The organism is Campylobacter concisus (genome assembly GCF_015230015.1).
Lineage (GTDB): Bacteria > Campylobacterota > Campylobacteria > Campylobacterales > Campylobacteraceae > Campylobacter_A > Campylobacter_A concisus_AF.
On the sequence record NZ_JAAKZC010000018.1, the window covers coordinates 19447 to 44084 of the forward strand.

The 24638-nt window shown below is 40.0% G+C and carries 23 protein-coding genes; 17 read left to right on the forward strand and 6 right to left on the reverse strand.

All coding sequences use genetic code 11. The features are described 5' to 3' along the window. Positions 1 to 49: 49 nt before the first annotated feature. Positions 50 to 1822 carry a site-specific integrase gene (locus tag G6W42_RS08895; protein WP_194173718.1) on the reverse strand — a complete coding sequence of 591 codons (1773 nt, stop codon included), beginning with the start codon at positions 1820 to 1822 and terminating at the stop codon, positions 50 to 52. 659 nt (positions 1823 to 2481) lie between these two features. Between G6W42_RS08895 and G6W42_RS08900 the strand changes: the two genes are divergently transcribed. The 13 genes from G6W42_RS08900 to G6W42_RS08960 are packed head-to-tail and all read left to right on the forward strand — an operon-like array spanning position 2482 to position 13088. Next, positions 2482 to 3120: a YdjY domain-containing protein gene (locus G6W42_RS08900; protein ID WP_194173719.1), complete on the forward strand. Its 639-nt coding sequence runs from the start codon at positions 2482 to 2484 to the stop codon at positions 3118 to 3120. Then, a complete protein-coding gene (locus G6W42_RS08905) occupies positions 3120 to 3497 on the forward strand; it encodes a hypothetical protein (RefSeq protein ID WP_194173720.1) in 378 nt (125 codons plus the stop codon). Before G6W42_RS08900 ends, G6W42_RS08905 begins: the two co-directional genes overlap by 1 nt. After that, the gene (locus G6W42_RS08910; RefSeq protein ID WP_194173721.1) at positions 3494 to 5005 is read left to right on the forward strand and encodes a TIGR04282 family arsenosugar biosynthesis glycosyltransferase; all 1512 of its coding nucleotides are present in this window, start codon (positions 3494 to 3496) and stop codon (positions 5003 to 5005) included. Before G6W42_RS08905 ends, G6W42_RS08910 begins: the two co-directional genes overlap by 4 nt. Beyond that, positions 5002 to 5712, forward strand: a complete 711-nt coding sequence (locus G6W42_RS08915; RefSeq protein ID WP_021084972.1) for a TVP38/TMEM64 family protein — start codon at positions 5002 to 5004, stop codon at positions 5710 to 5712. Before G6W42_RS08910 ends, G6W42_RS08915 begins: the two co-directional genes overlap by 4 nt. Next, positions 5690 to 6352 carry a TVP38/TMEM64 family protein gene (locus tag G6W42_RS08920; protein ID WP_194173722.1) on the forward strand — a complete coding sequence of 221 codons (663 nt, stop codon included), beginning with the start codon at positions 5690 to 5692 and terminating at the stop codon, positions 6350 to 6352. The genes G6W42_RS08915 and G6W42_RS08920 overlap by 23 nt, the downstream gene beginning before the upstream one ends. Beyond that, entirely contained in the window at positions 6321 to 7025 is a 705-nt protein-coding gene (locus G6W42_RS08925; protein ID WP_194173723.1) for a TIGR04283 family arsenosugar biosynthesis glycosyltransferase, read from the forward strand. The genes G6W42_RS08920 and G6W42_RS08925 overlap by 32 nt, the downstream gene beginning before the upstream one ends. 21 nt (positions 7026 to 7046) lie before the next feature. Further along, a complete protein-coding gene (locus G6W42_RS08930; protein WP_194173724.1) occupies positions 7047 to 7661 on the forward strand; it encodes a DUF6037 family protein in 615 nt (204 codons plus the stop codon). A 43-nt stretch (positions 7662 to 7704) separates the two neighbouring features. Beyond that, on the forward strand, positions 7705 to 8670 hold the full coding sequence (locus tag G6W42_RS08935) for a heterodisulfide reductase-related iron-sulfur binding cluster (protein ID WP_194173725.1): 966 nt from the start codon (positions 7705 to 7707) through the stop codon (positions 8668 to 8670). Next, entirely contained in the window at positions 8667 to 9602 is a 936-nt protein-coding gene (gene arsS / locus G6W42_RS08940; RefSeq protein WP_194173726.1) for an arsenosugar biosynthesis radical SAM (seleno)protein ArsS, read from the forward strand. The genes G6W42_RS08935 and arsS overlap by 4 nt, the downstream gene beginning before the upstream one ends. A gap of 16 nt (positions 9603 to 9618) precedes the next feature. Continuing rightward, positions 9619 to 10041 carry a C-GCAxxG-C-C family protein gene (locus tag G6W42_RS08945; RefSeq protein ID WP_194173727.1) on the forward strand — a complete coding sequence of 141 codons (423 nt, stop codon included), beginning with the start codon at positions 9619 to 9621 and terminating at the stop codon, positions 10039 to 10041. Next, complete coding sequence (locus G6W42_RS08950) at positions 10041 to 11429, forward strand: sodium:solute symporter family transporter (RefSeq protein WP_194173728.1); 1389 nt, start codon at positions 10041 to 10043, stop codon at positions 11427 to 11429. Before G6W42_RS08945 ends, G6W42_RS08950 begins: the two co-directional genes overlap by 1 nt. Then, entirely contained in the window at positions 11426 to 12346 is a 921-nt protein-coding gene (locus G6W42_RS08955; protein ID WP_194173729.1) for a metallophosphoesterase family protein, read from the forward strand. Before G6W42_RS08950 ends, G6W42_RS08955 begins: the two co-directional genes overlap by 4 nt. Before the next feature lie 34 nt (positions 12347 to 12380). Further along, positions 12381 to 13088, forward strand: coding sequence for a rhodanese-like domain-containing protein (locus G6W42_RS08960; protein ID WP_194173730.1), 708 nt, complete (start codon positions 12381 to 12383; stop codon positions 13086 to 13088). Between the two features lie 58 nt (positions 13089 to 13146). Here G6W42_RS08960 and G6W42_RS08965 read toward each other — a convergent pair whose 3' ends face one another. Beyond that, positions 13147 to 14418 carry an ArsS family sensor histidine kinase gene (locus G6W42_RS08965; protein ID WP_194173731.1) on the reverse strand — a complete coding sequence of 424 codons (1272 nt, stop codon included), beginning with the start codon at positions 14416 to 14418 and terminating at the stop codon, positions 13147 to 13149. Then, entirely contained in the window at positions 14411 to 15082 is a 672-nt protein-coding gene (locus G6W42_RS08970) for a response regulator transcription factor (RefSeq protein ID WP_219810282.1), read from the reverse strand. Before G6W42_RS08970 ends, G6W42_RS08965 begins: the two co-directional genes overlap by 8 nt. Positions 15083 to 15390: 308 nt before the next feature. Here G6W42_RS08970 and G6W42_RS08975 point away from each other — a divergent pair, with 308 nt between their 5' ends. From G6W42_RS08975 to G6W42_RS08990, 4 genes are all read left to right on the forward strand, one after another. Then, positions 15391 to 16815, forward strand: a complete 1425-nt coding sequence (locus G6W42_RS08975) for a metalloid reductase RarA (RefSeq protein ID WP_194173732.1) — start codon at positions 15391 to 15393, stop codon at positions 16813 to 16815. Between the two features lie 21 nt (positions 16816 to 16836). Further along, positions 16837 to 18594 carry an FAD-dependent oxidoreductase gene (locus G6W42_RS08980; RefSeq protein ID WP_194173733.1) on the forward strand — a complete coding sequence of 586 codons (1758 nt, stop codon included), beginning with the start codon at positions 16837 to 16839 and terminating at the stop codon, positions 18592 to 18594. Beyond that, positions 18591 to 19118 (forward strand): cytochrome c3 family protein, encoded by a 528-nt coding sequence (locus G6W42_RS08985; protein WP_107785770.1) that lies wholly within the window; start codon positions 18591 to 18593, stop codon positions 19116 to 19118. Before G6W42_RS08980 ends, G6W42_RS08985 begins: the two co-directional genes overlap by 4 nt. A 270-nt stretch (positions 19119 to 19388) precedes the next feature. Next, complete coding sequence (locus G6W42_RS08990) at positions 19389 to 20804, forward strand: hypothetical protein (protein ID WP_194173734.1); 1416 nt, start codon at positions 19389 to 19391, stop codon at positions 20802 to 20804. 900 nt (positions 20805 to 21704) lie between these two features. On the opposite strand, the gene G6W42_RS08995 is transcribed toward G6W42_RS08990, so the two are convergent. The 3 genes from G6W42_RS08995 to G6W42_RS09005 form a co-directional block, all read right to left on the reverse strand. After that, positions 21705 to 22007 carry a type II toxin-antitoxin system RelE/ParE family toxin gene (locus G6W42_RS08995; RefSeq protein ID WP_148819733.1) on the reverse strand — a complete coding sequence of 101 codons (303 nt, stop codon included), beginning with the start codon at positions 22005 to 22007 and terminating at the stop codon, positions 21705 to 21707. Then, complete coding sequence (locus G6W42_RS09000; protein WP_021086499.1) at positions 22000 to 22263, reverse strand: type II toxin-antitoxin system prevent-host-death family antitoxin; 264 nt, start codon at positions 22261 to 22263, stop codon at positions 22000 to 22002. Before G6W42_RS09000 ends, G6W42_RS08995 begins: the two co-directional genes overlap by 8 nt. A gap of 75 nt (positions 22264 to 22338) precedes the next feature. Continuing rightward, a complete protein-coding gene (locus G6W42_RS09005) occupies positions 22339 to 24087 on the reverse strand; it encodes a site-specific integrase (protein WP_194173735.1) in 1749 nt (582 codons plus the stop codon). Positions 24088 to 24638 lie beyond the last annotated feature (551 nt).

Sequence of the window (24638 nt, forward strand, 5' to 3'; positions counted from 1 at the left end):
AAATAAGATATAAAGATAGTCTTAAAAGTTTATGCTTTGAAATTTACTCCTATTCATTATCATACGATACCATCTCTACTTTAGCTTTGAGTGTATTAGCGTTAATAGGCTTGGCATAAGTGTTTAGCAAAATTTTATACTGCTTTTCATGTCCTACTATCTGGGCTATAAGATTTGCTTCGACTTCACGTTGCACTAGATAGTCTATAAAGTAGTGCCTAAAAGAATAGAATGTCTTTTTAGAGTCTTTGTCTATAAACTTTCTTTGGATCTGGCTTCTAAAAATTTCAGAGAAGTCCTTATTGCTTACCTTAAATATATTTCCGCTTTTCTTACTATTAACATATTCTAGCAGGCCTAGATCTATGAGCTTACTATGGATAGGCACAAACCTAATGCTGTTTTTGGTCTTGGTAGTTTTACCATCATTTGTGTTTATGTTAAAGCAGTAAATTCCATCTTTTAAGACTATATCTTCCTTATGAAGCTGTGTGATCTCTTTTATCCTCATGCCACTATAAGCAGCTATCATTGTGACATAGTAAAGCTCACTAGCCTCTATCCTTGAACTTGGTGATTTACTACTTCGTTTGATACTAGTTACTATCTCAAAGATCTTTCTAGCTTCTGATGCTTCGTATGGAAGCACTGCCCTTTCGCTAGGGTCTATGTCTATCTTGACGTTCATTTTTGCAGTTATGCTTTTACCTATATAGCCACTATCAAAGCAGTAGTTAAAAAACTGAATAACCCTTATCATATATTTTTGGATAGTAGGCTCAGAGAGTTTATCGTCCTTTTCTCCTAGCTTAAGTATCTGAGATAAACTTTTATCTTTATACCTACTCTTTTGAGCTAGCTTGGTTGGAATTTTATAAAGAAGATCTCTAAATTCAAGCAAGTTATCTCTCGTGATCCTATAAACTGGCGTATCTTCGTTAAAGTATAAAAATAAGAGCTTTTGTACGCCAGTAACTAATCTTTGCGTATCTGGCGACCACTTGTCAGCTCTTTTAGTGTTTGTCTCAAATATCTCGAATGCATCCTTTAAGCTCTTTTGATCTTCTAAATTTAAAGCTGAGAATTGATTGCTAGAGCCAGATGTCGCTTGCAGTACTTGCCTGATCTCATACTCTTTGGTTATTTTGGCGCTAGGATTAAAAATACTAAAGCTACTATCGTCATCTAATTTTATCTTGATATTTTTTGGTGGATTTGGATCCATTATGATATCTTCCATGCTTCTATGGCTATTCTTTGTCCTTACTAGCTTTAAATTTGAAGTTGAGCCATACTTTTGATCTAGTATGGCATAAACCGTCTCGCTAATCCTCTGAGCCATAGCCTTAAGCTGCCCATCAGTAATGGGCAAACAACCACTATCTTCAAGCTCTTTTATATTTTCTTGAAAAGAATCTATATCCTTAGCATCAAACGAACTAGGCGTGGCTTTAGTATCATTAGAGCCATCTTCAAGGAAACAGTGCTCACGCTTGTCATCAAAGAGCACACTGCTCTTCTCAAGCTTTGATACAAGATAGTTAAGTGTTAGTATGTTTTTCTCTAAAAGAGTTTGCCCTATGTTCTCTTTATCCTTGCTACCAAGAGCGCCAGCAGTGTTAGTGATATTACTTATATCCTTAATTAAAATTTGAGGCAGACTGCCATCTATCAAACTTTGTTTAAAGTAGTCATTGAGCGCATTTAGAAATTCTACATCCATCTTCTTATTAAGAAGAGAGTGCTCTTTGATGCTCTTACTAAGCTTTACTTTCATAAACGAATTTACAAAAGATTGGATTATGCTATCACCAAGATTCATGTGAACCGCCCTTTTTATCAAGTAAAGATTGTTGTCTAGAATTTTAGCCCTTTTTCTGGCTTTTTCCAAGAGATTAGTGGATGTGGAGAAGCAAATTTCTCGCTTTTCGTTAAAAAATTTTCTGATGCTTGGAGCAAGTGTGGCTCTATAATAGTATATGCCGTTTCGCTCCCTTAAGTGTTGTCCCATATTTAATAGTCAACCGGTCAAAAATGGAACAGTTTTACGTAATGACTAAGTAAAAAATCGTCTAAAGTGCGTATTTCAGGCTTTTGTGAGCTCATATAAAAAATCCTCATAAGCCGGAGGTCGGGAGTTCAAGTCTCCCCCGTGACACCATAACACACTATTTTAGGCACTAGCAGTGATGCTTTTGTTCTTTCCCTTTCTTTAAAATTTCCTTTAAGAGTGGAACACTTAGTTACAAAAGTGGGACAGTCTCTTAAAAATTCCAAAATTATATCTCATTTACACTTCTAAAACAATGAAAAATACTAATTTTTGCGCATTATGAACAAAGTGTCATTTAAACAATTTTTTATTTTAAACAAAATATAATTAAAAAATATTTTTTAGGCGAGGTTCGCCTGCAACATTTACAAATTCTCTAAAGTTTTCGTAAATCAAATTTCAAATTTTCTTCACAGAAAGGCACTAATATGTTTAAAAAAGCTATTTTTATGGCTATTTTTAGTCTGTTTTTTACCGCAAGCATTCAAGCTAGCGACGATCAAGTTGGCGTAGTAAGCGCTCAAAATCCGATGGTGGTAGATGAAAGCGCCAAAACTATCACTGTTTTAGCCAAGGTAAATGGTAAGTATTTCACTGAAAATACTCGCCACGCAGTCGTTTTCAAAGATGGAAGATTTGGCGATAAGCCTGTGTTTATCGCACTTGCAAACCAAAACGACTTCTATCAAGCTATGAAAAAAATAGGCGCCAAACCAGGCAACAACATGACCCTAAAAAATGGTCCTGAAACACACGTTGAAGGTGATAAGATCAAGATCGAAGTGACATGGAACGGCGCACCAAAAAGCTACGACATCAACGAAGTCATCACAGATAGCAACGGCAAACCAATCGACATGCGTTTTGGCGGCAACGAAGCGACCGCAAAGAGCTTTAATACCGGCTGCATCGCGTGCCTAGATAGCTGCTCAGTCGGCATCATCTCAAACCACACCTACACTCACGGCGCAGTTGAAAAACGCGGCGAAGTCGTATTTCACGGCAACAAAGACGTTTTACCGCCTGATGGCACATTTGTAGCGATCAGCTTTAGGGTTGCAAACTGATGCACGCCCTTAGAGCCCTATACTACGCATTTTGCGCTTTGCTTTTAGGGCTTAGCGCGGCGCTTTTAGTCTCGCTATCAGTTTGGCTCGAGATGCGCGTGCACAACCGCTATATAGTGGCTGGATCTTTCGTGGTGGGGCTACTTTATGGGCTCTTTCAAAAGCATATGGCTGTTTTTACGCTAGTTTTTAGCCAAAGTTTGCTCTTTTTAGTCACACTTTGGCTTGGTAAGCAAGAGCTGCTCTTTTATCTCATCAAAGAGAGCTATTTAGAAATTTTAACTCTATCTCAAGTAAAATACCTATTTTTGGGAATTTTAACCTTTCTAAATATCTTTTTTTTATTTAAATTTACCCTCTTTAGGGACAAAATTTGAAAAAAGCGCTGATACTTTTTACCAGAGCTCCGATCGCTGGTAAGACCAAAACCAGACTGCTTGACTTTTTGACGCCACAGCAAGCAGCAAATTTGCATAAATTTTTACTAAAAGATATAAACACCAAGCTTCAAAAACTAAAAAACGTCAAAATTTTCATCTTTTTTACGCCAAGCGATAAGGCTAAAAATTTAGAGCAAATTTTAGGCGCTGAGTATGAATTTATTGCCCAAAGTGAGGGCTCACTAAGTGAGCGAATGCTTAAAGCATTTAAACATATAAAAACGCTTGGATTTGAACAAATTTTACTAATTGGCAGTGACATTGTAAATTTCACCGTCAAAGGCTTTAATAGCTATTTTAAAGCACTTAGCAAAAACGATGCTGCTATCGCCCCAACGCTTGATGGCGGATACTGTGCGATCGCTCTAAGAAGTGCGAGCCTAAGAGATGAAATTTTCTCAAGCGACTACTCTTTGCGCGATAGCGTATGCGAAGGGGTTTGCGCTAAATTTGAAGAGCTAAATTTAAGCTACGTCAAATTTAAACCGCTTCGCGACATCGACACAAAAGAGGACATTTTTGCTTACGTCTTGGGCGTGCGACCAAGCGCTATAAAACCCCTTGCTAGCGGCGAATACAACATAAACTACAAATTTCGCAAAGGTGGTCAAAAGGTATTTCGCATAAATACAAAGTCGCAAATGGCGCTTGAAAATCAAATAAAATATGAATTTGATGCGCTTAAAATTTTACAAAGCTCAAAGGTCACGCCAACACCGTTAGAGTACTACGAGCCAAGCCCGCTTTTACCGCGAGGGGCGATGAGTATGGAGTTTTTAAAAGGGCGCGCGCTAAGATACGAGAGCGATCTTGAGACGGCGGCGAGCTTGCTAGCTAGCGTGCACTCAGTCAATATCCCGTCAAATCACAGCCTAATTACTGCTCAACAGCCATTAAAAGCGATGTTTGAAGAGTGCAAAAATATGGCTAACGTCTATCTAAACTCAAATTTAGCCCAGCCAAAAACCGCTGAGATGATCGAATTTTTCTTAAAAACGGCAGAGAAATTTGACCTTGAGCGCGAGATAGAGGAGCCTTGCATCATAAATACCGAGCTAAACTCTGCAAATTTCATCATCGGCAAAGAGAGCTCATACATCATAGACTGGGAAAAGCCGATAATTGGCGAGCGTGAGCAAGATCTAGCGCATTTTAGCGTACCAACGACCACATTTTGGAAGACGGACGTGATATTTAGTGCTGATGAGATAGAAAAATTTATAAATTTATATGAAAACTACTCGAAAAAAATGGTAAATAGGCGAAAATTTAGAGAGTATTTTACGATGACTTGCCTGCGAGGAACAAGCTGGTGCGCTATGGCATTTGTCGAGTATAACGGTGCTAGAGCCATTAAAAACGAATACACTTTTAACAAGATAAAAGCCTATCTTAGCGACAAGTTTTTGTCGAATTTACAACAATATTTTAAGGAATTTAGATGAAAAAATCCCAAATTTTTCTCCTAGTCGCCGTCGCGATAGTCGCGCTGGCATACTTTTTTATCCCTGCGGTAAACAAACAGATCACCGACTCAGTCGTGATGCTTAGCAAATTTGACCTAAACGAAGTCTATGCTTATTTGCAAAGCTTTGACAAGACTACGGCAGCTTGCGTGAGCTTTTTTTTGATGGTGCTTCAAAGCATCATGGCACCAGTGCCTGCGTTTCTCATCACACTTTCAAATGCGATGATATTTGGCTGGGTCTGGGGCGCTGTGCTATCGTGGAGCTCGGCTATGGTGGGCGCTGCGCTTTGCTTTTACATAGCACGTATTTTAGGTCGCGACGTCGTTGAAAAGCTAACTGGCAAAAAGGCGCTTGCAGCGACTGATGAGTTTTTTAGCAGATTTGGCAAGCACACGATCATCGTCTGCCGTTTGCTGCCATTTGTGAGCTTTGACCTAGTAAGCTACGCAGCAGGGCTTACATCGATGAGATTTTGGGGATTTTTCTGGGCGACTGGTATCGGCCAGCTTCCTGCGACCATTGTATATTCGTATTTTGGCGGCAGTTTGATGGGCGGTGGCAAAATTTTATTTGTGGGTCTTACCATACTATTTGCCTTCTCGATCGTAGCCTACGTCGCAAAGAAAATTTTAGATGATAAAAAGGCGAAAAAGGCGCAGCTTGAAGCAAACAAGGCTGCTTAAATTTGCTATCATCGCTGCAATCATAATCGTAGCTGCATTTTTAATGCAAAAGATCGGCGTTAGCGAGCTTCGTGAGCTCATCGGCGAGCATGTACTATTTGCTCCAATGATCTATGTCCTATGCTTTGCTATCTTGCCGATATTTTTATTTCCAGTGCCTATCCTAGCAGTCGTTGCAGGTGCGGCATTTGGGCTATTTGCCGGCAGTTTATACACCATAATAGGCGCGATGATAAACTCGGTTTTGATGTTTTATATCGCAAGATTTTTGGGATTTCGCGCCGTTAGTGACTTCACGCAAAACTCAAAGAGCAAAATTTTAAAAACACTTGGCGAGCCTGGCGGTAAATTTAGCCTGATTTTGATCCTTCGGCTAATGCCGCTTGTGCCGTATAACGTCCTAAACTACGCATGTGGCGTAATGAACGTGAGCCTGCGTGAGTACGTGGTGGCGACCTTTGTAGGCATCGTGCCAGCAACTTTTATAATGGTAAATTTGGGCGAAAAAGCCCTTGATATGCGCTCAAACGGCTTTATCATCGCCTGCATTTTGATGGTAGTGCTTGTGGTACTTTCTAGCTGGGGCGCAAAAAAGATAAGAGCAAGTCGTGGCGATCTCGGTAATAACTCCGATCTATAACGAGCCATGCGAAAATTTGGAGCGTTTTTGTGCTCTTTTGGCAGCTCAAAAAGGTGAATTTGAAGTGATATTTGCTGATGCTAGCGAGCCAAATTTCTATGAGGGCAAAAATTTTGATTTAGCGCTAAATTTGAGCAAAATTTTCACGCCTGAGAGATTTAAAATTTTACCTTGCAAAAAAGGCAGGGGTGCTCAGCTAGACGCTGGGGCGAGCGTAGCTAAATTTGAGAAGCTTCTCTTTTTGCACGCTGATAGTGCATTTTGCGATGAGGGGGCGATTTTGGCTGCCCAGAGGGCGCTTGATCGCTGTGAGGCAGGCTGTTTTAGGTTTAAATTTGATGAGGACGGGGTGCTTTTAAATTTGATCGCACTTGGTTCAAATTTACGCGTAAAGTTTAGAAATATCGCCTTTGGAGATCAGGGGATTTTTATACGAAAAGGCCTTTTTAACGCACTTGGTGGCTTTGAAAATTTAGCTATTATGGAGGATTATAAGCTAAGCATAAAGCTAAAAAGATCTGGTGTGAAATTTTGCCAGCTAGCTCAAAATATAATCACGAGTGCGCGTAAATTTAGGCGCGAGGGTGTCATAAAAACGCTCATAAAAATGCAAATTTTGCAGTATAAATTTAGAAATGGGGCTAGCGCTGATGAGATCGCAAAAAGTTATTAAAATATATAAAGGAGAATAGTAATGCTTAAAAATATAAAACAGCTAAAAGACGATATGGTTTTGAAACAATGGACAATTTGTAGTTTTTTGTTTAAATATAAAAGCATAGACTATATAGTCCTCGTAAAGCGATTTGTTGGTTTAGAAAAAAGAGAAAGCAATTACGCTTTAGTTAAGCTCCACTTCATGGATGCTAAAGATCTTTCACGAGATTATGAAATAGAAGCTAATTCGGCATCGCTATTAATTAACGATAAAAAAGAATTTATATTATATTTTAGAATAGAATATAGTCAAAATTTAAGAGACATAATTAGGCAATTTACAGAGAAACTATCACGAGATATTCCTTTATGCATTCCTGAAAATTTAACAAATATAGAGCGACAAGCACTCATAAGATCACTGAGTATTAGTGACTCAGAGAACCCAGACAAAATATATTGTAAAGGCATAAGAAGAAATCCAGATGGGCGGCATAGATCTGATTTTAACTCTGATAAAACAAGACTATTAAGACCTTTCTTATTTGAGAAATTTATCAATGATTTTAGTATTAGTTTTTGTTACTCCATCAACTTCAACGATGAAAGAACAGATGAAGAAATTTTATATAATTTTTCAAAAAATGGCTAAGATCATATACACTAGTAATAATAAAAAAATCGAAATTTAAAATATGAAATCACAACTAAAAGTTATTAAAAACCCGCCAGAGCTTTGCATAGAGTGCGGAGCATGCACTAAACACTGCGAGTTTTTGACCAAATACAATATAAATTTGCTTGATTTTTCAAAGCGAAAAGATCTCGCATTTAGCTGTTTTTTGTGCGATGAGTGCTACAAAGTCTGCCCCAAAGACATCAGCGGCAACGAGATCGCGCTAAAGCACAGAGAGCAGATAAAAAAGCCCTTTCGCTACCTAAATTTCTTAAAATCGCCCTATCTTTACGCTAACAACTCGCCCAAAAAGAGCCGCGAGCTAATGTTTTTTGGCTGCAATTTCCCAGGCTTTTTGCCTAAAACCACGAGAAAAATCATCGAAATTTTAGAGCCATTAGGGGTTGATTTTAGCATAGACTGCTGCGGCAAGCCACTTTTTGAAGCAAATGCAAATTTTGACAAGACAAAGGCGCATCTAAACGAGCTCTTTGCCGCAAAGGGCGTAGAGACGCTTATTTTGGCCTGTCCAAACTGCTACCACTTTTTAAAAGATAAGGTGGATGTCAAGATAAAGACCATATACGAGAAATTTGAGGAGCTTGGCCTAAACCACGAGATCACAGAGGAGGCGCACATCTTTTACCCCTGCCCTGAGCGCATACATAAGCCTATCTTTGAGACCTTTAAAAAGTATGTGCCAAATTTCAAAGATAGTTTTAAGGATGTAAACTGCTGTGGGCTTGGCGGTCTGGCAAAAAGTAGCGAACCGCAAATCGCCGCAGGATATCCGCAGGCTGTCAAGGATAAAAATTTGCCAAATCTTTATACTTACTGCGCCACTTGCTGCGGAAATTTCGCCAAAAACGGCGTGCAAAACATAAAACACTTCGCCACGGTAATGAGTGGCGTAAACGAAGCGCCAAATACCGCTTATCTAAAAAATGTACTCAGTTTAAAATTTTACAAAAGGAATAGAAAATGAACTTCACAGAGCGCATAGCACCGCAGATCAGGCATACTGATAAAATTTCAACGATACAAGTAAATCTAGGCAAGATATGCAACCTCGCCTGTTCACACTGCCATGTCGAGGCTGGGCCAAGGCGCACGGAGACGATGAGTAAGGAGACTTTGCAGGCTGTTTTAGAAGCGATTAGCGCGCATAAATTTAGCACGCTTGATGTCACTGGCGGCGCACCTGAGATGAACGCACACTTTCGCTGGTTTATAGATGAGGCCGCAAAGATCATACCTCACATCATCGTGCGAACAAATTTAACAATACTGCTTGAAAATGGCTACGAGGATCTACCTAAATTTTACGCAGATCACGGCGTGGAGCTAGTCGCTAGCCTGCCTTGCTACACCGAAGAAAACGTCGATGGCATGCGTGGACGAGGCGTGTTTGAGGGCTCCATAGAAGCTCTAAAGAGGCTAAATGCACTAGGATACGGCAAGGGCGGAAATTTAGTGCTAAATTTAGTCTATAACCCGGGCGGTGCGTTTTTGCCGGGCGATCAAGCGGGGCTTGAAGCGGACTACAAAAGAGAGCTAAAAAGTGCTTTTGGTGTGGAATTTGATCATCTTTTTACGATAACGAATGTGCCGATCGGACGTTTTAGAAGATCGCTTGAAAAAAGTGGTAAATTTGAGCCTTATATGCAGCTTTTAGAAGCAAATTTTAACCCAAACGCCGCACAAAATATCATGTGTAGAGCGCAAATTTCAGTGGGATATGACGGAGCCCTTTATGATTGCGATTTTAACCAGATGCAGGGGCTTAAAGCGCACGGTGCAAAGGATATATTTGAGCTAGCTAAAAGCGGCGAGCTTGGTAGGCAGATCGTCTTTCGCGACTACTGCTACGCCTGCACGGCAGGGGCTGGGTCAAGCTGCTGCGGCGCGCTAGCCTAAATTTAAAGGATAAAAAATGATGAGTAATGAAGAGATAGCGCAAAAATTTGCCGAGCAAAACTGCGCGCAGATGATATTAGCACGCTACGCACAGCACCTAGGTGCAAACGAGGCGCAGCTTATAAAGCTTGGCTTTGGGCTCTTAGGCGGCATGCAGGAGGGCTCGGTATGCGGCGCATATCTAGCGGCAGTGCTAGTTTTGGGGCTTGCTTACGGCGATGATAAAGAAAAATACAATGCAAATTTGGCGCGCTTTAAAGAGATATATTTTAAAACGCAAAAATCTAGCATCTGCAAAGAGGTCTTGGGGTATGATCTAAGCAAGCCAGACGAGCTTGAAGCGATAGTGCAAAAAGGGCTTTTTGCGAAAATTTGCCCCTGCGCTATAAGCGATAGCATGAGAGCTTTGGATCAAATTTTAGAGTTTAAGGAGAGTTAATGCAAGAGTATCAGTCGCTCTTTTTTTGGGGCTTTTTGATCGTTTACGGCGTGATAATGTACGCTTTTTCACCAAAAGCGCGCAGTATCGGCTCGTTTTTTAAGGGAGAGGATGAAGGCGGCGTAAAGGTGTCGCCATTTTTGCTAACGACTAGCATTTTTATCAGCTGGATATTTGCAAAATCAGTCACAAACGCTGCAAATTTAGGTGCTAGCTATGGTATCGTAGGCGGCGTAGCTTACGCAACATACTGGCTTTGCATACCAATAGCCGGCATCGTCATCTACCGCCTAAGGCGAAAATTTGGCGCAACCGGACTCGTGCAGTTTTTAACTAGCAACTACGGCGCAGCTGCTAGCATCGCATTTTGCGTGGCGATCTTGGTTAGGCTTTTTAACGAAGTTTGGAGCAACACCGCAGTCGTTGGCGGATACTACGGAGATAGCGGCAGCATGCCATTTATCGTCGCAGCATCGCTCTTTACGCTTTTTACGCTTGTTTATTCGGTTCGCGGCGGACTTAGAGGCTCTATCGTGACAGACGTCATTCAGGCTTTAGTTTTCATCATCGCTACGCTCTGGGTCATCGTGACTATCTTGCCAAAGCACGGTGTGGGCGAGCTAGTAAGTACTGGCAGTTGGAGCTTAGGCGGCGGCGTGGATCTGCTTTTAGTCGCTGTTTTGCAGCTAGTTAGCTACCCTTTTCACGACCCTGTTTTAACTGATCGAGGCTTCATCTGCGAAGAAAAAACTATGCTAAAAAGCTTTGTGATCTCTGGTATTTTAGGTTTTATAGCCATCGTCATCTTTAGCTTTATCGGCATCTACGGCTCGATTGAGGGCATCGCCGCAAAGGGCAACATCCCAGCTGAGTTAGCTAAAACAATGGGGATTGGCTCAACTATCCTGATGACAGCCGTCATGATCGCAGCTGCTGGATCGACGCTGGACTCGACCTTTGCAAGCCTTTCAAAGCTAGTTGGCTACGATATCCCAGCGATGCTAAACAAAGACGTCGCCAAAATTTCCATAAAAATCGGCATCATCTCGATGATACTTTTTGCCATTTTTGGAAATTTACCGATGATTGTTGGCACCGATATCTTAAAGGCCACGACGATTAGTGGCACGATGGTGATCGGCCTAGCACCGGTATTTTTGTTGCACGGCTTTGTGAGTCCAACAAAGCTTGGATTTCATCTTAGCTTTTGGCTAGGCATATTTTTGGGCATTGCGTTTGCATTTGATGCAAAAATTTTCCCTGAGTTTTTAGCTATCGGTAGCGGCAAATACGCAATGCTTTTGGGCATAAATTTATATGGACTCATCGCTTGCACGCTTGCCTATGCGCTGCCTGGGATGTTTTGTGGGTGTAAAGATAAAAAATGAGCTCTTGCCCGCTTAGCTATGCGCTAAATTTCCCACTGGGGCCAAAATTTCAAAGCAGCTGCTTGTATGTCGTAGGCGGGCTTTACGGCAATGTCTTTGCACTAAAAGAAATTTTAACTATGGCGGACGCCGAGAGTGCCGATGTCGTTTTTAACGGCGATATACACTGGTTTGATGCTGAGGCAAATAGCTTTTGCCAGATAGAGCGTGAGATAGAAAAACGAGGTCTTACGGCGATAAATGGCAACGTCGAATTTGAGCTAACAAGTGGTCAAAATGGTTGTGGCTGCTTTTATCCCTCATGCACCGACACTGGCACCATAAATCGCTCAAATTTGATCCACGCTCGCTTAAGCCGCCTTGTAAATGAGGAGTGCAAGCAGTTTATAGAAATTTTTAAAAAGCGCGCCAAATGCGAGCTAGTAAGCGTTGGCGGCGCAAATGTCGCTATCACACACGGAGATGAGAAATTTCTAGCTGGCTGGGGCTGCTCTCGTGAAAATTTGGCTCAAAAAGTCAGGCAAGATGAGTTAAATTTATGGTTTAAAAAGCATAAATTTGATGTGCTAGCCTGCACGCATACCTGCGCCCCTGCCGCCATAGCGCTCGAAAACGGCGTAGTGATAAATAATGGTGCGGCTGGCATGCCAAATTTTGCCAGCGAGCTTTATGGGCTCATAACTCGCATAGCCATTACGCCAAGCAAAGAGGCGATATATCGCACTAGGCTGGGTGAAATTTACATCGAGGCGCTTCCTGTGCGATATGACACGGCGAAATTTTTAGAGTGGTTTGATCAAATTTGGCAGGCTCAAAGCCCAGCCGAGGTCTCATATAGAGGCCGCATAGCAAATGGTAGTGAGGGTGAGATAAAAGAGGCGATAGTGGGTGGATTTTGGCAAATTTACGCAAAATAAATAGTGAAATTTTATCAAAACAAAAGGAGACAAAATGTTCGTCAAAAGTAAAATAGCTAAAGGTATAGTTGTGTTTTTTGCACTTGGTTTTCTCACGGCTTGCAGCGATACAAAAGCGCCAGCGGACGCTAAATTTAAGGGCGCTGAACTAGCTGCGATACAAGCTGATAACAAGAAAAAAGAGGACTATCTGGTCATCGACGTGAGAAAAGCGGAGGAGTATAACGCTGGCCACTTAAAACACGCTATAAACATCCCTCTTGAAGAGATCGAGGCTAGACTAGATGAGATTAACGGCTACAAAGATAAAAACATCGTACTTTACTGCAACAGCGGCAATCGTAGCGGCAAGGCACTAGATATACTAAAGTCAAAGGGCTTTAACAAGCTCAGCAATGCTGAGGGTGTGAAAGAATTTAATTACGATCTAGTTAAATTTGGCAGCATAAACGCAGAGGAATTTAAGAAGATCGCAAACGATCCAAACGTTCTAATCATCGATGTTAGAGAGAAAAAAGACTATGACGCTGGACATATGAAAGGCGCTATTAACATACCTGATGGCGAGCCAGTGGATAACTACAAAGATGTGCTTGAAGCAAACAAAGACAAAACTATCGTCACACACTGCTACAGCGGCAACCGTAGCGCTAAACTAGCTCAAATTCTAAGTGACAAAGGCTACAAAGTCTTAAATCTACTTGACGGTACAAAAGAACATAGCTACGAATTAGTGAAATAAATTTATTTGAGCTTTTGGGGCAACCTGAAAGCTCAAAGTTTCAACATAACTATCTTTTTTATACAAAACATATCATAAAAATATTTTTACCATCTTCGTGTTTGTATTTTAGGGCATGGCCGTGCTTTTTAAAAATTTGATTTGCTATGTAAAGCCCAAGTCCAAGTCCAGAATTTGAAGTTTCTACTCTTCTGTTAAATGCCCTATCAAACTCAAGCCTTTCTGGCTCAAGCTCGTCTCCTACGCTACTTATACAGAGCGCACTTTTATCTATGCTTACAACCACTTTGTCGGTTGAATATTTTAAGGCATTATCGATCAAATTTTTAACTCCTGTCGCATAAAGCTCAAAATCAACCTCAACAGCGCTTATATCGCCATCTGCTAGCACATCTATGCGGCTTGTATCTTTTAGCAAAAGCATATCTACCGAGTGATCTACGATGTCTATGACTCGGTGTTTGTTCTTTTTAAGCTCCCACTCGCTCGATACTAGTTTTTCGACCTTGACAACCTCGCCCAGTATCATCTCTAGCCTTATAAAAATTTGTTTTAACCTATCTCCCGCCTTATCGTCTTGTAAAATTTCAGCGATCATATCCGCCATGATCCGCCCTTTCATTATCGGGTTGCGAAATTCGTGCAAGATATTGCGTAAAAAGAGCGCCCTAGCCTGTTTTATGGCGTCTATCTTTTGCATAGTCGTGTTAAATTCGCTAGCGATTTGGCCTATTTCGTCATTTGCCTCTACATTTATCAGCCTAAATTTATCCTCCTCGCCTGCTCTTCTTATCATATTTTTTAAATTTCTAAGCCTTAGCAGTTTTTTCAAAACGACTATAAAAAATGCGACCATTACTATATTTACTACGAGCCAAAGCACCCAAATGCCATTTGAAGAAATTTCTTCTAAATTTTCTAAAGGCACATCGTTTTTTGCTATGTCATCTTTGCTTGATATATTAAGCCCTGCCGCATCCATAATGCGCGAAAACATTTTTGGATCTATAGAAGAAAATCTAGGCACAAAATAAAACTTTTTGTTATACCTTATCATATCAGCATACGAGTCGCTATAAATTTTCTCTCCGCCTTGCCTGATCTTAATAGGATCAAGCTCGCTACTTTTAAGACCTATTTGCGCTAGCTGCTTAGCTGTGTCGCCCTCTGCTTGCCCTCGTATACGCATACCAAGCATAAAGCGCTCATAAGTATGATACTCTGCGTCTCTAATCTGCTTTTTTGATTCGATAAAAAATGCCAAATTTACCGTAATGAGTGCGGCAAAAAAGAAAAAAGATATGAGTTTGATGATAGATATATTACGCATTGATAAATTTATACCCTATACCGCGTACGGGGTGGATGAAGTGTGGATTTTTAGGGTCGTCGCCTATCTTTTGGCGCAAGCGCCCTATGGCTACGTCGATACTTTTTAGCCCGCTTTGAAATTTAGCCTGACCTAAATTTAACAAAATATCCTCTCTTGATACGACTATCCCCTCTTTTTCATAAAGGTAGATAAAGATGTCAAATTCTGCCTTTGTAAGCGCTATGGCTTCTCCATTTTTTAATATAGTGCGTCTTTGTTTATCTACGCAAAAGGTTTTGGAGTCATTGCCGGCTTGTATCCCTCGGCGAAGTATCGCCCTTAGCCTAAATGCAAGCTCTATTGGCTCATAGGGCTTTGCCATGTAGTCGTCCGCCCCAAGCTCAAAGCCCTTTATCTTATCTAGCGTTTCACTGCGAGCCGATGAGATGATGATAGGTAGCGATGGGTAGCTATGCCTTACCTGCTTGCACACCTCAAGGCCGTCCATATCAGGCAAGCCAAGATCAAGCACCAATGCATCAAAGGTATTTTTCTCATTTAAAATTCTAAGTCCCTCAAGCGGGTTTGTGACTATGGCTACGCTTATCTCGCTTTTTGCAAGTGCATATTTTAAAAGCTCGGCTAGTTCAAGGTCGTCTTCTATAAGTAAAACTTCTATCATAGTGGTGATTATATCAAATTTTAAATTTTGAAACTAAAAATATTTTTTTAGTTAATGTTACCAAAATCTTACCGTTTTTCGTGAGCCTGCGTGTTATGATTGCACTCATTGATCCAAGGGGGATGCCATAAAACACAGTGGCTTTGTGTTTTAAAAGGGCGTGGTTATTCTAGACATATCACCAAATGGCAAAAAACTGAAAGGTAAATTTTACATAGCGTGGCATGATCGCAAGTGATGATGCGATAAGCCAAGCTTAAAAAGTAGGCATTATTAAATGCCTAAAAAATAAATTTAAGGAGTTTAGAGTGAAAACATCTTTTTTAACTACAAGCAAGAGTAAATTTGCTCTTAGTTTGGCTGCGCTTATGGCTATGGCGACCTGTATAAGCGCGAGCGAGAGCTTGGAAGAGGCTTTGCAGGCAAGCACTATGGGTGCGACCTTATTTTCATACTACGATATGGACTCGACCGAGTACTTTCCACCAGCTAGCAGAACAAATAAAATTCGCGAGCACATCGGTGGTTTAGGTGCTGAGCTTAGGTTCTTAACTGGCTCTTACTATGGCTTTAAGCTTGGTCTTACGGCTCAGGGCTTAGTAAATTTTGCTCCGTCAAAGGCTGCAAAAGAGTATTTTGCCTATGACTGGAATAGCGAAGGTGTAGCACTTTCAGAGGCCTACTTAGGATATGAGAATGACTACATCGACTTTAAATTCGGCCGCCAGTACTACAACTCAAAATACACAGGCCTAGTGCCGCCGCTTGTGGCAACAAACACGGACGTGGGCTACAAAGAGGCATTTGAGGGCGTGAGCGCTAGGATAAAGCTTGATAGTATAAATACCGTTATCGGCCTAGCTGACTTTTGGAAATTTGCAGGTAGATCAAGCGCAGTAACTGGTGGAGATCACGGTGCGCCAAGGTTTAAAGATAGGGTTATCATCGGCGGCTTTGGACCTTACGGCTATAAATTTGACAATATCTTTAACTCGTTTGTAACATATAGCGGCATCCCTGGCGTCTCGCTCACGGCTGGCTACGCAAATGTCTCAGGCATCGAGTATGATGACGCAGCCAACTCAAAAGGCGATATAAATTTCTACTTCGCAGCAGCTGGTTACAAAACGCCTACGCTTTTTGAAAACGCGATCGTTGGCATAGACTTTATGTATAAAGGCTCAAGAACAAACGGTACTTTAAAAGAGAATTTCGACTTTAACGGCGATTACTATGCAGGTATGATAGGGCTTTATAATGCTTATGGCGCTGATTTTAGATACGCATACTCAACCGTTAGTAAAAACCAGATGTCGCTTCAAGGCATAGGAAACGACGTTGGCTCATTTACGGCCACTCCAATCTATGGTCCGTTTTTATTTATGAATTTTGCTGGTATGAATTTACATAAATTTAGCGCAGGCTACGACCTTAGCAATGTAGGCGCCGAGGGTCTTAGAGTGGATGCTGACTACTGGTATGGCAAACAGCACAATGGTAGCAACGTTCGCTCAGGCGGCCTTCATGGTCAAGCACCAGGAACTAGAATCGACGTAAAGGGCTGGGACGTGCAAGTAACTTACAAAGTCCCTGCGGTTAAGGGTCTAAAACTATCAGCTATCTATGAAACATTAGATAGAAAGCTAAAATATACAAACGGCAGCTCTAACGGCAAGACAAGAGATGAAGAGCTTTGGCTAAGAGTGTCTTATGACTTTGATATATTGAAATAAATTTGAAACAAGGAGTATAAAATGGTAGAAAATAACGAACTATCACGTCGCTCGTTTTTAAAACGTAGTGGCGCACTCACACTTGGCTCAGTTGCAGCAGGATCAGCGCTGCTAACAGGCTGTGATAACCCAAATAACCACCTCATCCATCCAGAAAAGGAGACCACAAAAGCACCTGATGTGCCAAAATGGCTAGGTGTCGAGCCTGAAATTTCAGACAAAGATATAAAAGAGACGCTTGAAACCGACGTGCTTATCATCGGTGCTGGCGTTTCAGGGCTTCACGCTGCGCGCGCTGCTACCGAAAAAGGCGCAAGGGTTATCGTCCTAGAAAAAGCCGGTCGCTTTCAGGTTAGAAGCGGTCAGTACGGCACTCTAGGCAATAAATTTCAAAGAGAGCTTGGTATCAAATATGACAAGAATGCGGCCATAAATGAACACTTAAAACAGATGGGCTACCGCGCCGATCAGCGAGTGTGGAACTACTGGGCGGATCACAGCGGCGAGGACTTTGACTGGATGATAGAGCTTGCTCCTGCGGTGCATTTTATGAAAGAGACCGATACGCAGCTTGATAGAAGTAAGATAAATTTGATGCTTATGCACTATCCACTCCCGGCCGGATACGACCCAAGTAAGGAAAACAGCCCAAGCTATCCAACTGTTATGTCCTTTTTACCTAGTCAAGAGCCGATGATGGAGCTAGTTTATGAAAAGTCTATAAAACAAGGCGCAAAGTATATCTTTAAAACTCGTGCGAAAAAGCTACTTCGCGACAAAACAACTGGCAAAATGCAAGGAGCGATCGCGCAAAATATGGCTGATGGCTCATATATTAAGATAAATGCTAAGTCGGTGATACTTGCTACGGGCGATTATATGAATGACCCTGAGATGGTAAAGACATTTGTGCCGTGGGTGGCAAATTTCTTCTGTCCGTTTCCAAACAGAGACTACAAAAACAATCCGACCAACACGGGAGACGGACACAAACTTGGCTCATGGATAGGTGCAAAGCTAGAAGACGGACCGCACGCACCAGTCGCTCACACGCTTGGCGGACCGCTTGGCGTTGATGCGTTTTTACTAACAAATGCAAAGGGAGAGCGCTTTACAAATGAAGATCTAAGCGGTCAGCAAGTCACTCAGCCGCTCTCTCGCCAACCAGGAGGCTTTGGCTGGCAAGTATTTGACTCTAAATTTCCAGAGCAAGTCGGCCTCATGGGCGTATCACACGGCAGTGTAAACCACTGTGTAGAAGATAATCCAAAGCTTCCACCTGACTGCCAGTGGGCGATAGGCAAAACATCATATATATCGGTAAAAGATATTGAAGAGATGCCTGATGTCATAAAAGCAAACACCATTGAAGAGCTTGCTAGTAAGCTCTACCCTGATAACAAAAAGGCGCAAACACAGTTTTTGGCGACCATAAAACGCTACAACGAGCTATGCGACAAAGGCCATGATGATGACTTTGGCAAGACCGCTAAGAGGATGTTTCCAGTCCGCCATGCGCCGTTTTATGCTGGCAAAATGGGAGTAGGTGCGAGCCTGGTCGTAATGGGTGGCTTTACCGTTGAGCCAAGCACTGCAAACGTGCTGGATACCGACTATAACGAAATTTCTGGACTTTATGCCTGCGGTAACGTTATGGGCGGACGCTTTTTGGGAGATTATCCAGTAGTTTTAGCCGGCACTAGCCACGGAACATGCCTATGCTACGGACGCTTAGCAGGCTATCAGGCTGCGGCAAACGCAAAAGGAGTACAAGCATGAGCAATAGAAAAAAATATACGATAATAGGACTAATAGTAGCCGCTATCGTGGGCTTTATAGCGTTTCACCAAATAGAGGCTGCTAGCCACAAGGCTGAATTTTGTATCTTGTGTCATAACATGCAGCCAGAGTACGACTCTTATACAAAAGGAAATTTGCTAGCTAAAAAGCATAAAGATGCAAATGTAACATGCCACGACTGCCACACTCCAACTATAGGTGAGCAGCTAAACGAGGTCAGGATGTATGCAACTGGCGACTTTGAGACACCAACAAAACAAAGAGGCTTTACTAACGAGCAGTGCACCAGCTGTCACAAGATAGCTGATATCAGGAAAAAGACCGCACACTACGGCCTATCTAACCCACATGAAGGCACTCACAATAAAGACAATGAGATGCTTCAGTGTCAGTCATGCCATGCCGTGCATCATCCGCAAAAGCTAAATACTTGTATGTCTTGCCACCCAATAGACTGGAAGGTAGATAGCAGCTGGAAGATGTATCCTCCTACTAAAAAATAATCTCTCATCCGCCTCATCTGGGGCGGATAATCTTTTTATCTAAAACTCCTTTAAATACGCAATTTTAACCTCTATCATTTTAATATTTTTAACTTTTCTTTCTAAAAAATAAACTTTTTACGAAAATTTGCATTTCTAGCGCAGATTTTTTCCAAAATTGGTGTAATTACTATAAAGACATTTTAAAAAGGAAGAAAATGAAAAAATTTTCATTAATAGTAACTAGCACTGCTAGCACGAGAGAAAGTTCAAATGGTGAGGTGATTTACCATGGCTAATGCATATATAGTAAATGATCACAGCCTAGTCATAAATGTGAGGTCAGGTTTTTTAACATATGGTAGAGCCATAGGTAGATTTGCACATGCGTGCCGTGAGAAAAATCAGACTGAGCATATAAAGTATCTTAACAAAACCCCAGCCACTATTAATCACTACAAGCTCCTAAGCGAGTTTAATGGCAATGGCAATATGAGAGATGCTAACGGCAAAGATGATGAGCTGCATAATATGGCTTTTGTAAAGAATTTACTTAAAGGCTTTCAGGATAGCTTTAAAGAAGACTATGGCAAGCAATCCTACACACAAAAACGACAAGGTAAAGATATAGTTATACGTAGAGCTTGGCGCAAAGATATGGCTAGTTTTTGTGAAGTCATCATCACATTTGGTACAGACAGAGAAAAGGAGCCAAAAGAAGGGCTAAACGACGAAGAGTCAAAATTTATAAATGAAAACATATGCATGGATAGAGTTATGAGATTTGTAAATGCATACTGCGCGAAGTATGGCGCAAAGTGTCTGCTTGTGGCTGAGCATAATGACGAAAAGACCAAGCACTATCATATCTTTTTTACAAACTACAACTTTGAGAAACATGCAAATTTGAGATTTAGCGGCAGGTCAAAAACAGCAAAATTTGGTAAAGAGCTACAAGATATGGGAGCAGAGGCATTTGAAGGTCAGGTACTTCGTGGTAAGTCAAGTAAAAATAGACACAAGAATTTAACCCAAATGCACCAAATAGCAAGTGAATATAAGAGCGAGAAAGAGTTAAAAGAGAAAATTCAAAAGCTTATAGAAGCGGAAGCAAATAAGTATATGCAAAAGAAAGAGCCTTTGTTGGGCGACGAGTACTTTAGGTTAGAGCCAAATGAAAAAAGAGCTTTAATAGTAGGTCTTAGAAATTCTGTTTTTGAACAAATGCAAGAAAGCATAACCATCACATCTGATGAGCAGCTAAAAGAAAAGGTAGAACTTCTTGATGGGCAAGTAACAGAACAAAACAAGATCATAGAGGAAGATAAAAAGAAAAGCTTAGAAGTCTTAAAAGAAAAAGAGCAGCTAGAAAAAGAGCTAGATGATTTAAAAGAGATTCAAGCTGAGCAAGACAAAGAGATAATGCTTCTTAAAAATAGAGTAAAAGCACATACTAATCAGCAAACAAAGATAGATGAACAAAATGCATTGATAGAGAGTAAGAATAGAGAAAATCAATCTCTAGCACGTAAAAGCAAAAGCTTGCAAAAAGAAAATATCAGGCTAAGAGACTTTAATGACAAAAGCTTAGGTCTTTTACTTGAAATAGCAAGCACCGATCCTGAGCTAAAAGAGATAATAGTAAATGAGATGCCAGAGTTGAGTGGTAAATTTACAAAAGATGATGCATTGATGGAGATGGGGTAGCTAGCATTCTTAAAATTTACAATGCGTAATCTATAAATTTAAGCCACCAAAGTAAGCTAGCCGTGTAAATTTTACCAAGTAAATTTACACTGGCTTGCTTACAAACTTGCGGTATATCCTACGCAACACTCCTATATCTCATATAGACATACTCATAAATTTTCTATCTGCACGCCGAGATACTTATATCATCATAACACTCAGGTAGCTCGCCCCAGAGCGTATCGCAAAAAGATAAGACCAAGCATTGGCACGTAGTATTGATACGATGTGAGGTTTGACCCTGGGCGCAAAAACTCCGCCAACTCTCAAAGGTCGCTCTCTAGCATTTGTAAATTTAGCCATTTATATTTTGCTTGCTATTTTAGCATTTTATGGGTATGGATTGTTATTTTGGGAGAAAGAAATTTTATGAGTAAAATTTTGAGAGAGGTTTTTGCATGTATTAAAGTAATATTTATCTTAAGCAAAAACTTAGACCTTTTATCGGCAAATGTCATTTTTAATGGATAAAGTTTTGTTTAGGTTGTATCTTTGTAAATAAAAATTTTGCCCGTCTGGCTAAGACCTTACAGCAAGCTCGGACCGAGCTTGCTAAATAAGTTTATCAACATACTAAAAATGTTGATAAATATACTAGAAACTGGCATTAAATTTTCTTGGATTATAACAAACAAATTCATAATGTAACATACTGCATGTGATGTAATATGCAGTACATGATGTAACATTCAGTATGTGATGTCACATGCAGCACTTGATGTAATGTATAGTACATAATGTAACATGCAGTAGGTGACGTAACGTATAGTATGTGATGTTATGTATATTTTCGCAGATGAGAGAGTATTAGGATGGGTGGATATTTATTTTTAGAAAGATATTATTGAAGTTGTATGTCTAAAAAGCGCTTGGTGTATATCTAATAGTAATGATTATAACAGCCTTATCTTTTTCATTGACCCTATAAATCACTGTATAGTTTTTAACAAATAGCTGTCTATAGCCCATATTGGCATATCTGCCAACTTTTCTAATAGCACCACGATTTGGCATCTCATCTAGACTAAGGATAGTGTTTTTGATAGCCTCTAGCGTAGAGTTTGCAGCACCTGACGAGAGCAAAGATAGTGCGATATATTTATATATTGCTTCAAGCTCTTCATAAGCTTGTGGTGAGATAAGAACTTTATACTTACTCAAGATACTTATCTTTTAAACTAGCAAAAACGTCTTTTGCTTCTAGCATCTTTGTATCTGCTGTTATCTTGGCTTCAGATGATGCGATGGCGCTATCTATATCGGCTGTGGCTACTAGCTTATCGTATGTCTTTATGCTCATCACAACCAAGTCTCCATAGCCATTTTTAGTTACAAATATTGGTTCATCCTTGCTATTGCATAGCTGTGAAATTTCATTTGTGTTTCTAAGCTCTTTTATAGGTACTATTTGAGGCATATGCTATTTCCTTTTAATAATATGACATGATTATAGCATAATTATGATATAAATTTAGATGGCTTGTCCAAATTTCTAATAGCACACCATTTCAACTTTTGCCTTTAATACACTAGCATTTATATTTGTAGCATATGTTCCAAGTAAAATTTTATACTGCTTCTCGTGCCCTACTATTTGAGCTATGATATTTGGCTCTACTTCTTGTTGGACAAGCGTATCTATAAAATAGTGCCTAAACGAGTAAAAAGTCTTTTGTTTATCGCTGCTTATTAGCTTTCGTTGTATTTGTGATCTAAAAATTTCTGAAAAGTCTTTATTGCTTACTTTAAAGATGCTTTTATTTGCACTAGCTCTTTGTTTTACAAACTCCATTAGACCAAGCTCTATTAACTTACTATGCACTGGCACAAGTCTTATGGAATTTATATTTTTGGTGCTCTTGCCATCATCTCTATTTACACTAAAGCAAAGTATGTTATTGTGTTGCACGATATCACGTGCTCTTAGCTGAACTATTTCGTTTATCCTCATGCCACTATATGCTGCTATCATGGTTATATAGTATAGATCATTTGCGCTTATGCGATTGCTTGGCGACTTGTTGGTCTCTTTAAAATTTTGGACTATTTTAAAGATAGCATTAGCCTCTTCCTTGCTATAAGGTAGCACCTTGCGCTCCATTGGATTTATCTCTACTTTTACGTTTAGGTCATTTACGATGCTCTTACTTATGTAGTCACTGTTATAGCAATACTTAAAGAACTGCACTACTCTTATCATATATTTTTGTATGGTTACTTGTGATAATTTGGCATCATTTTTGCCTATGCGTATTATCTGCTCTAAGCTTTTGTCTTTATATTTGGCTTTTTGGTTTAGCTTGGTTGGTATGAGGACTAAAGTATTTCTAAATTTAAGTAGATCATCTCGTGATATGGTTGTGATATCCTTGCTTGGATGAAAAAATTTAAATAATATATTGCCTACAATATTTACCAGGTCCATAGTGCTACTTGACCACTTTTGGCTAACGCTAGTGTTAGCCGTAAAATTTTCAAATGCTGTTTTTAGTGTGATGATCTCCCTACTCTCTACCTTTCTTTGACTAGTAGAGCATGGCACTATCTCGTATTCTTGGACTGCCTCATCATTTAAGCTGCCCACAGCAAAGCTACTATCTCCCACTTTTATGCGCTTGCCTATTAGATGGCTATCACTAGTTAGTATCTGTTCTACACTTCTATCATCACCTTTTATTTTTACTAACTTAAGAGGAGTGTTAAGTCCGTATTGTTGCTCGGCAGTTGCCATTATGGCATGTGAGAAATTTTTAGCTAGACTTTTAACATCTTCTTTTTTAAGAGGTAGCCCATTCGCTTCATCTAGAGCGTTGATATTATCTTGAAAACTCTCTATATCATTTGGCTCAAAGATATAACTTCCATCTTGTTTGCTTAAGAATTTAAGTCTTTTAGACACAAGGTTTGCGCTCTTGTCAAGCTTTGATATTAGGTAGTTTAGGGACAATATATGTTTTTCAAGCAGGGTTTGAGCTATGCTTGCTTTATCATCTTGGTTTATGGCTTTATCTAGACTATTAGATAAAATTTTAGCCATGCTATTTAAAGTCTCATTACTTTTATTAAGTAAATCAGGAAAGGTATTATCTTTTAAAGCCTCTTTAAAATGCTTATTTAGCGCATCTGCAAAGTCAATATCTATCTTTTTATCATAAAGTGAATGCTCTTTTATGCTCTTATCGATCTTTGCCTGCATAAAGCTATCGACTAACGAATCTATAATTCCCTGATTTAGCTTCATATCAACTGCCTTTGTTATGAGATAGATATATCTATCATAAATTCTAGCAGATTTTCTGGCTTTTAATAAGGAATAAGTCCCCAAGGAGAAAGATAGCTCTCTTGAGCACTTTAAGACTTTTCTTGCGTTTGGTGCGATGACGCTTCGGTAGTAATAAACTCCATTGCGGTTTTTTAGATGTACCATGGATTTATAGTGGAACAAAAGTGGGACACTTGGCTAGTGCTTATTGGGAAAAGTTGTTTGTAATGGCGATGTAGCAAGGCCTTAAGCGATATTTAAAAATTTATCTCATAAGCCGGAGGTCGGGAGTTCAAGTCTCCCCCGTGACACCATAAATACCTAAACTACGATGTTTCTACAATATTATATTGCAGTCACCTTTCATAAAATATAGCTTAATGTTTGTAGCAAAATAAAATTTTATGTAGCAAATTTTTAAGCTTGCAGTAATTTTAGCATGTTTTTTGTAAAAATTTTAAAATTTTACTAAGACATCAAAAGCCATGTGAGCTTGTGCGGAAATTATAAAAAGCCAACTTGTTATATAT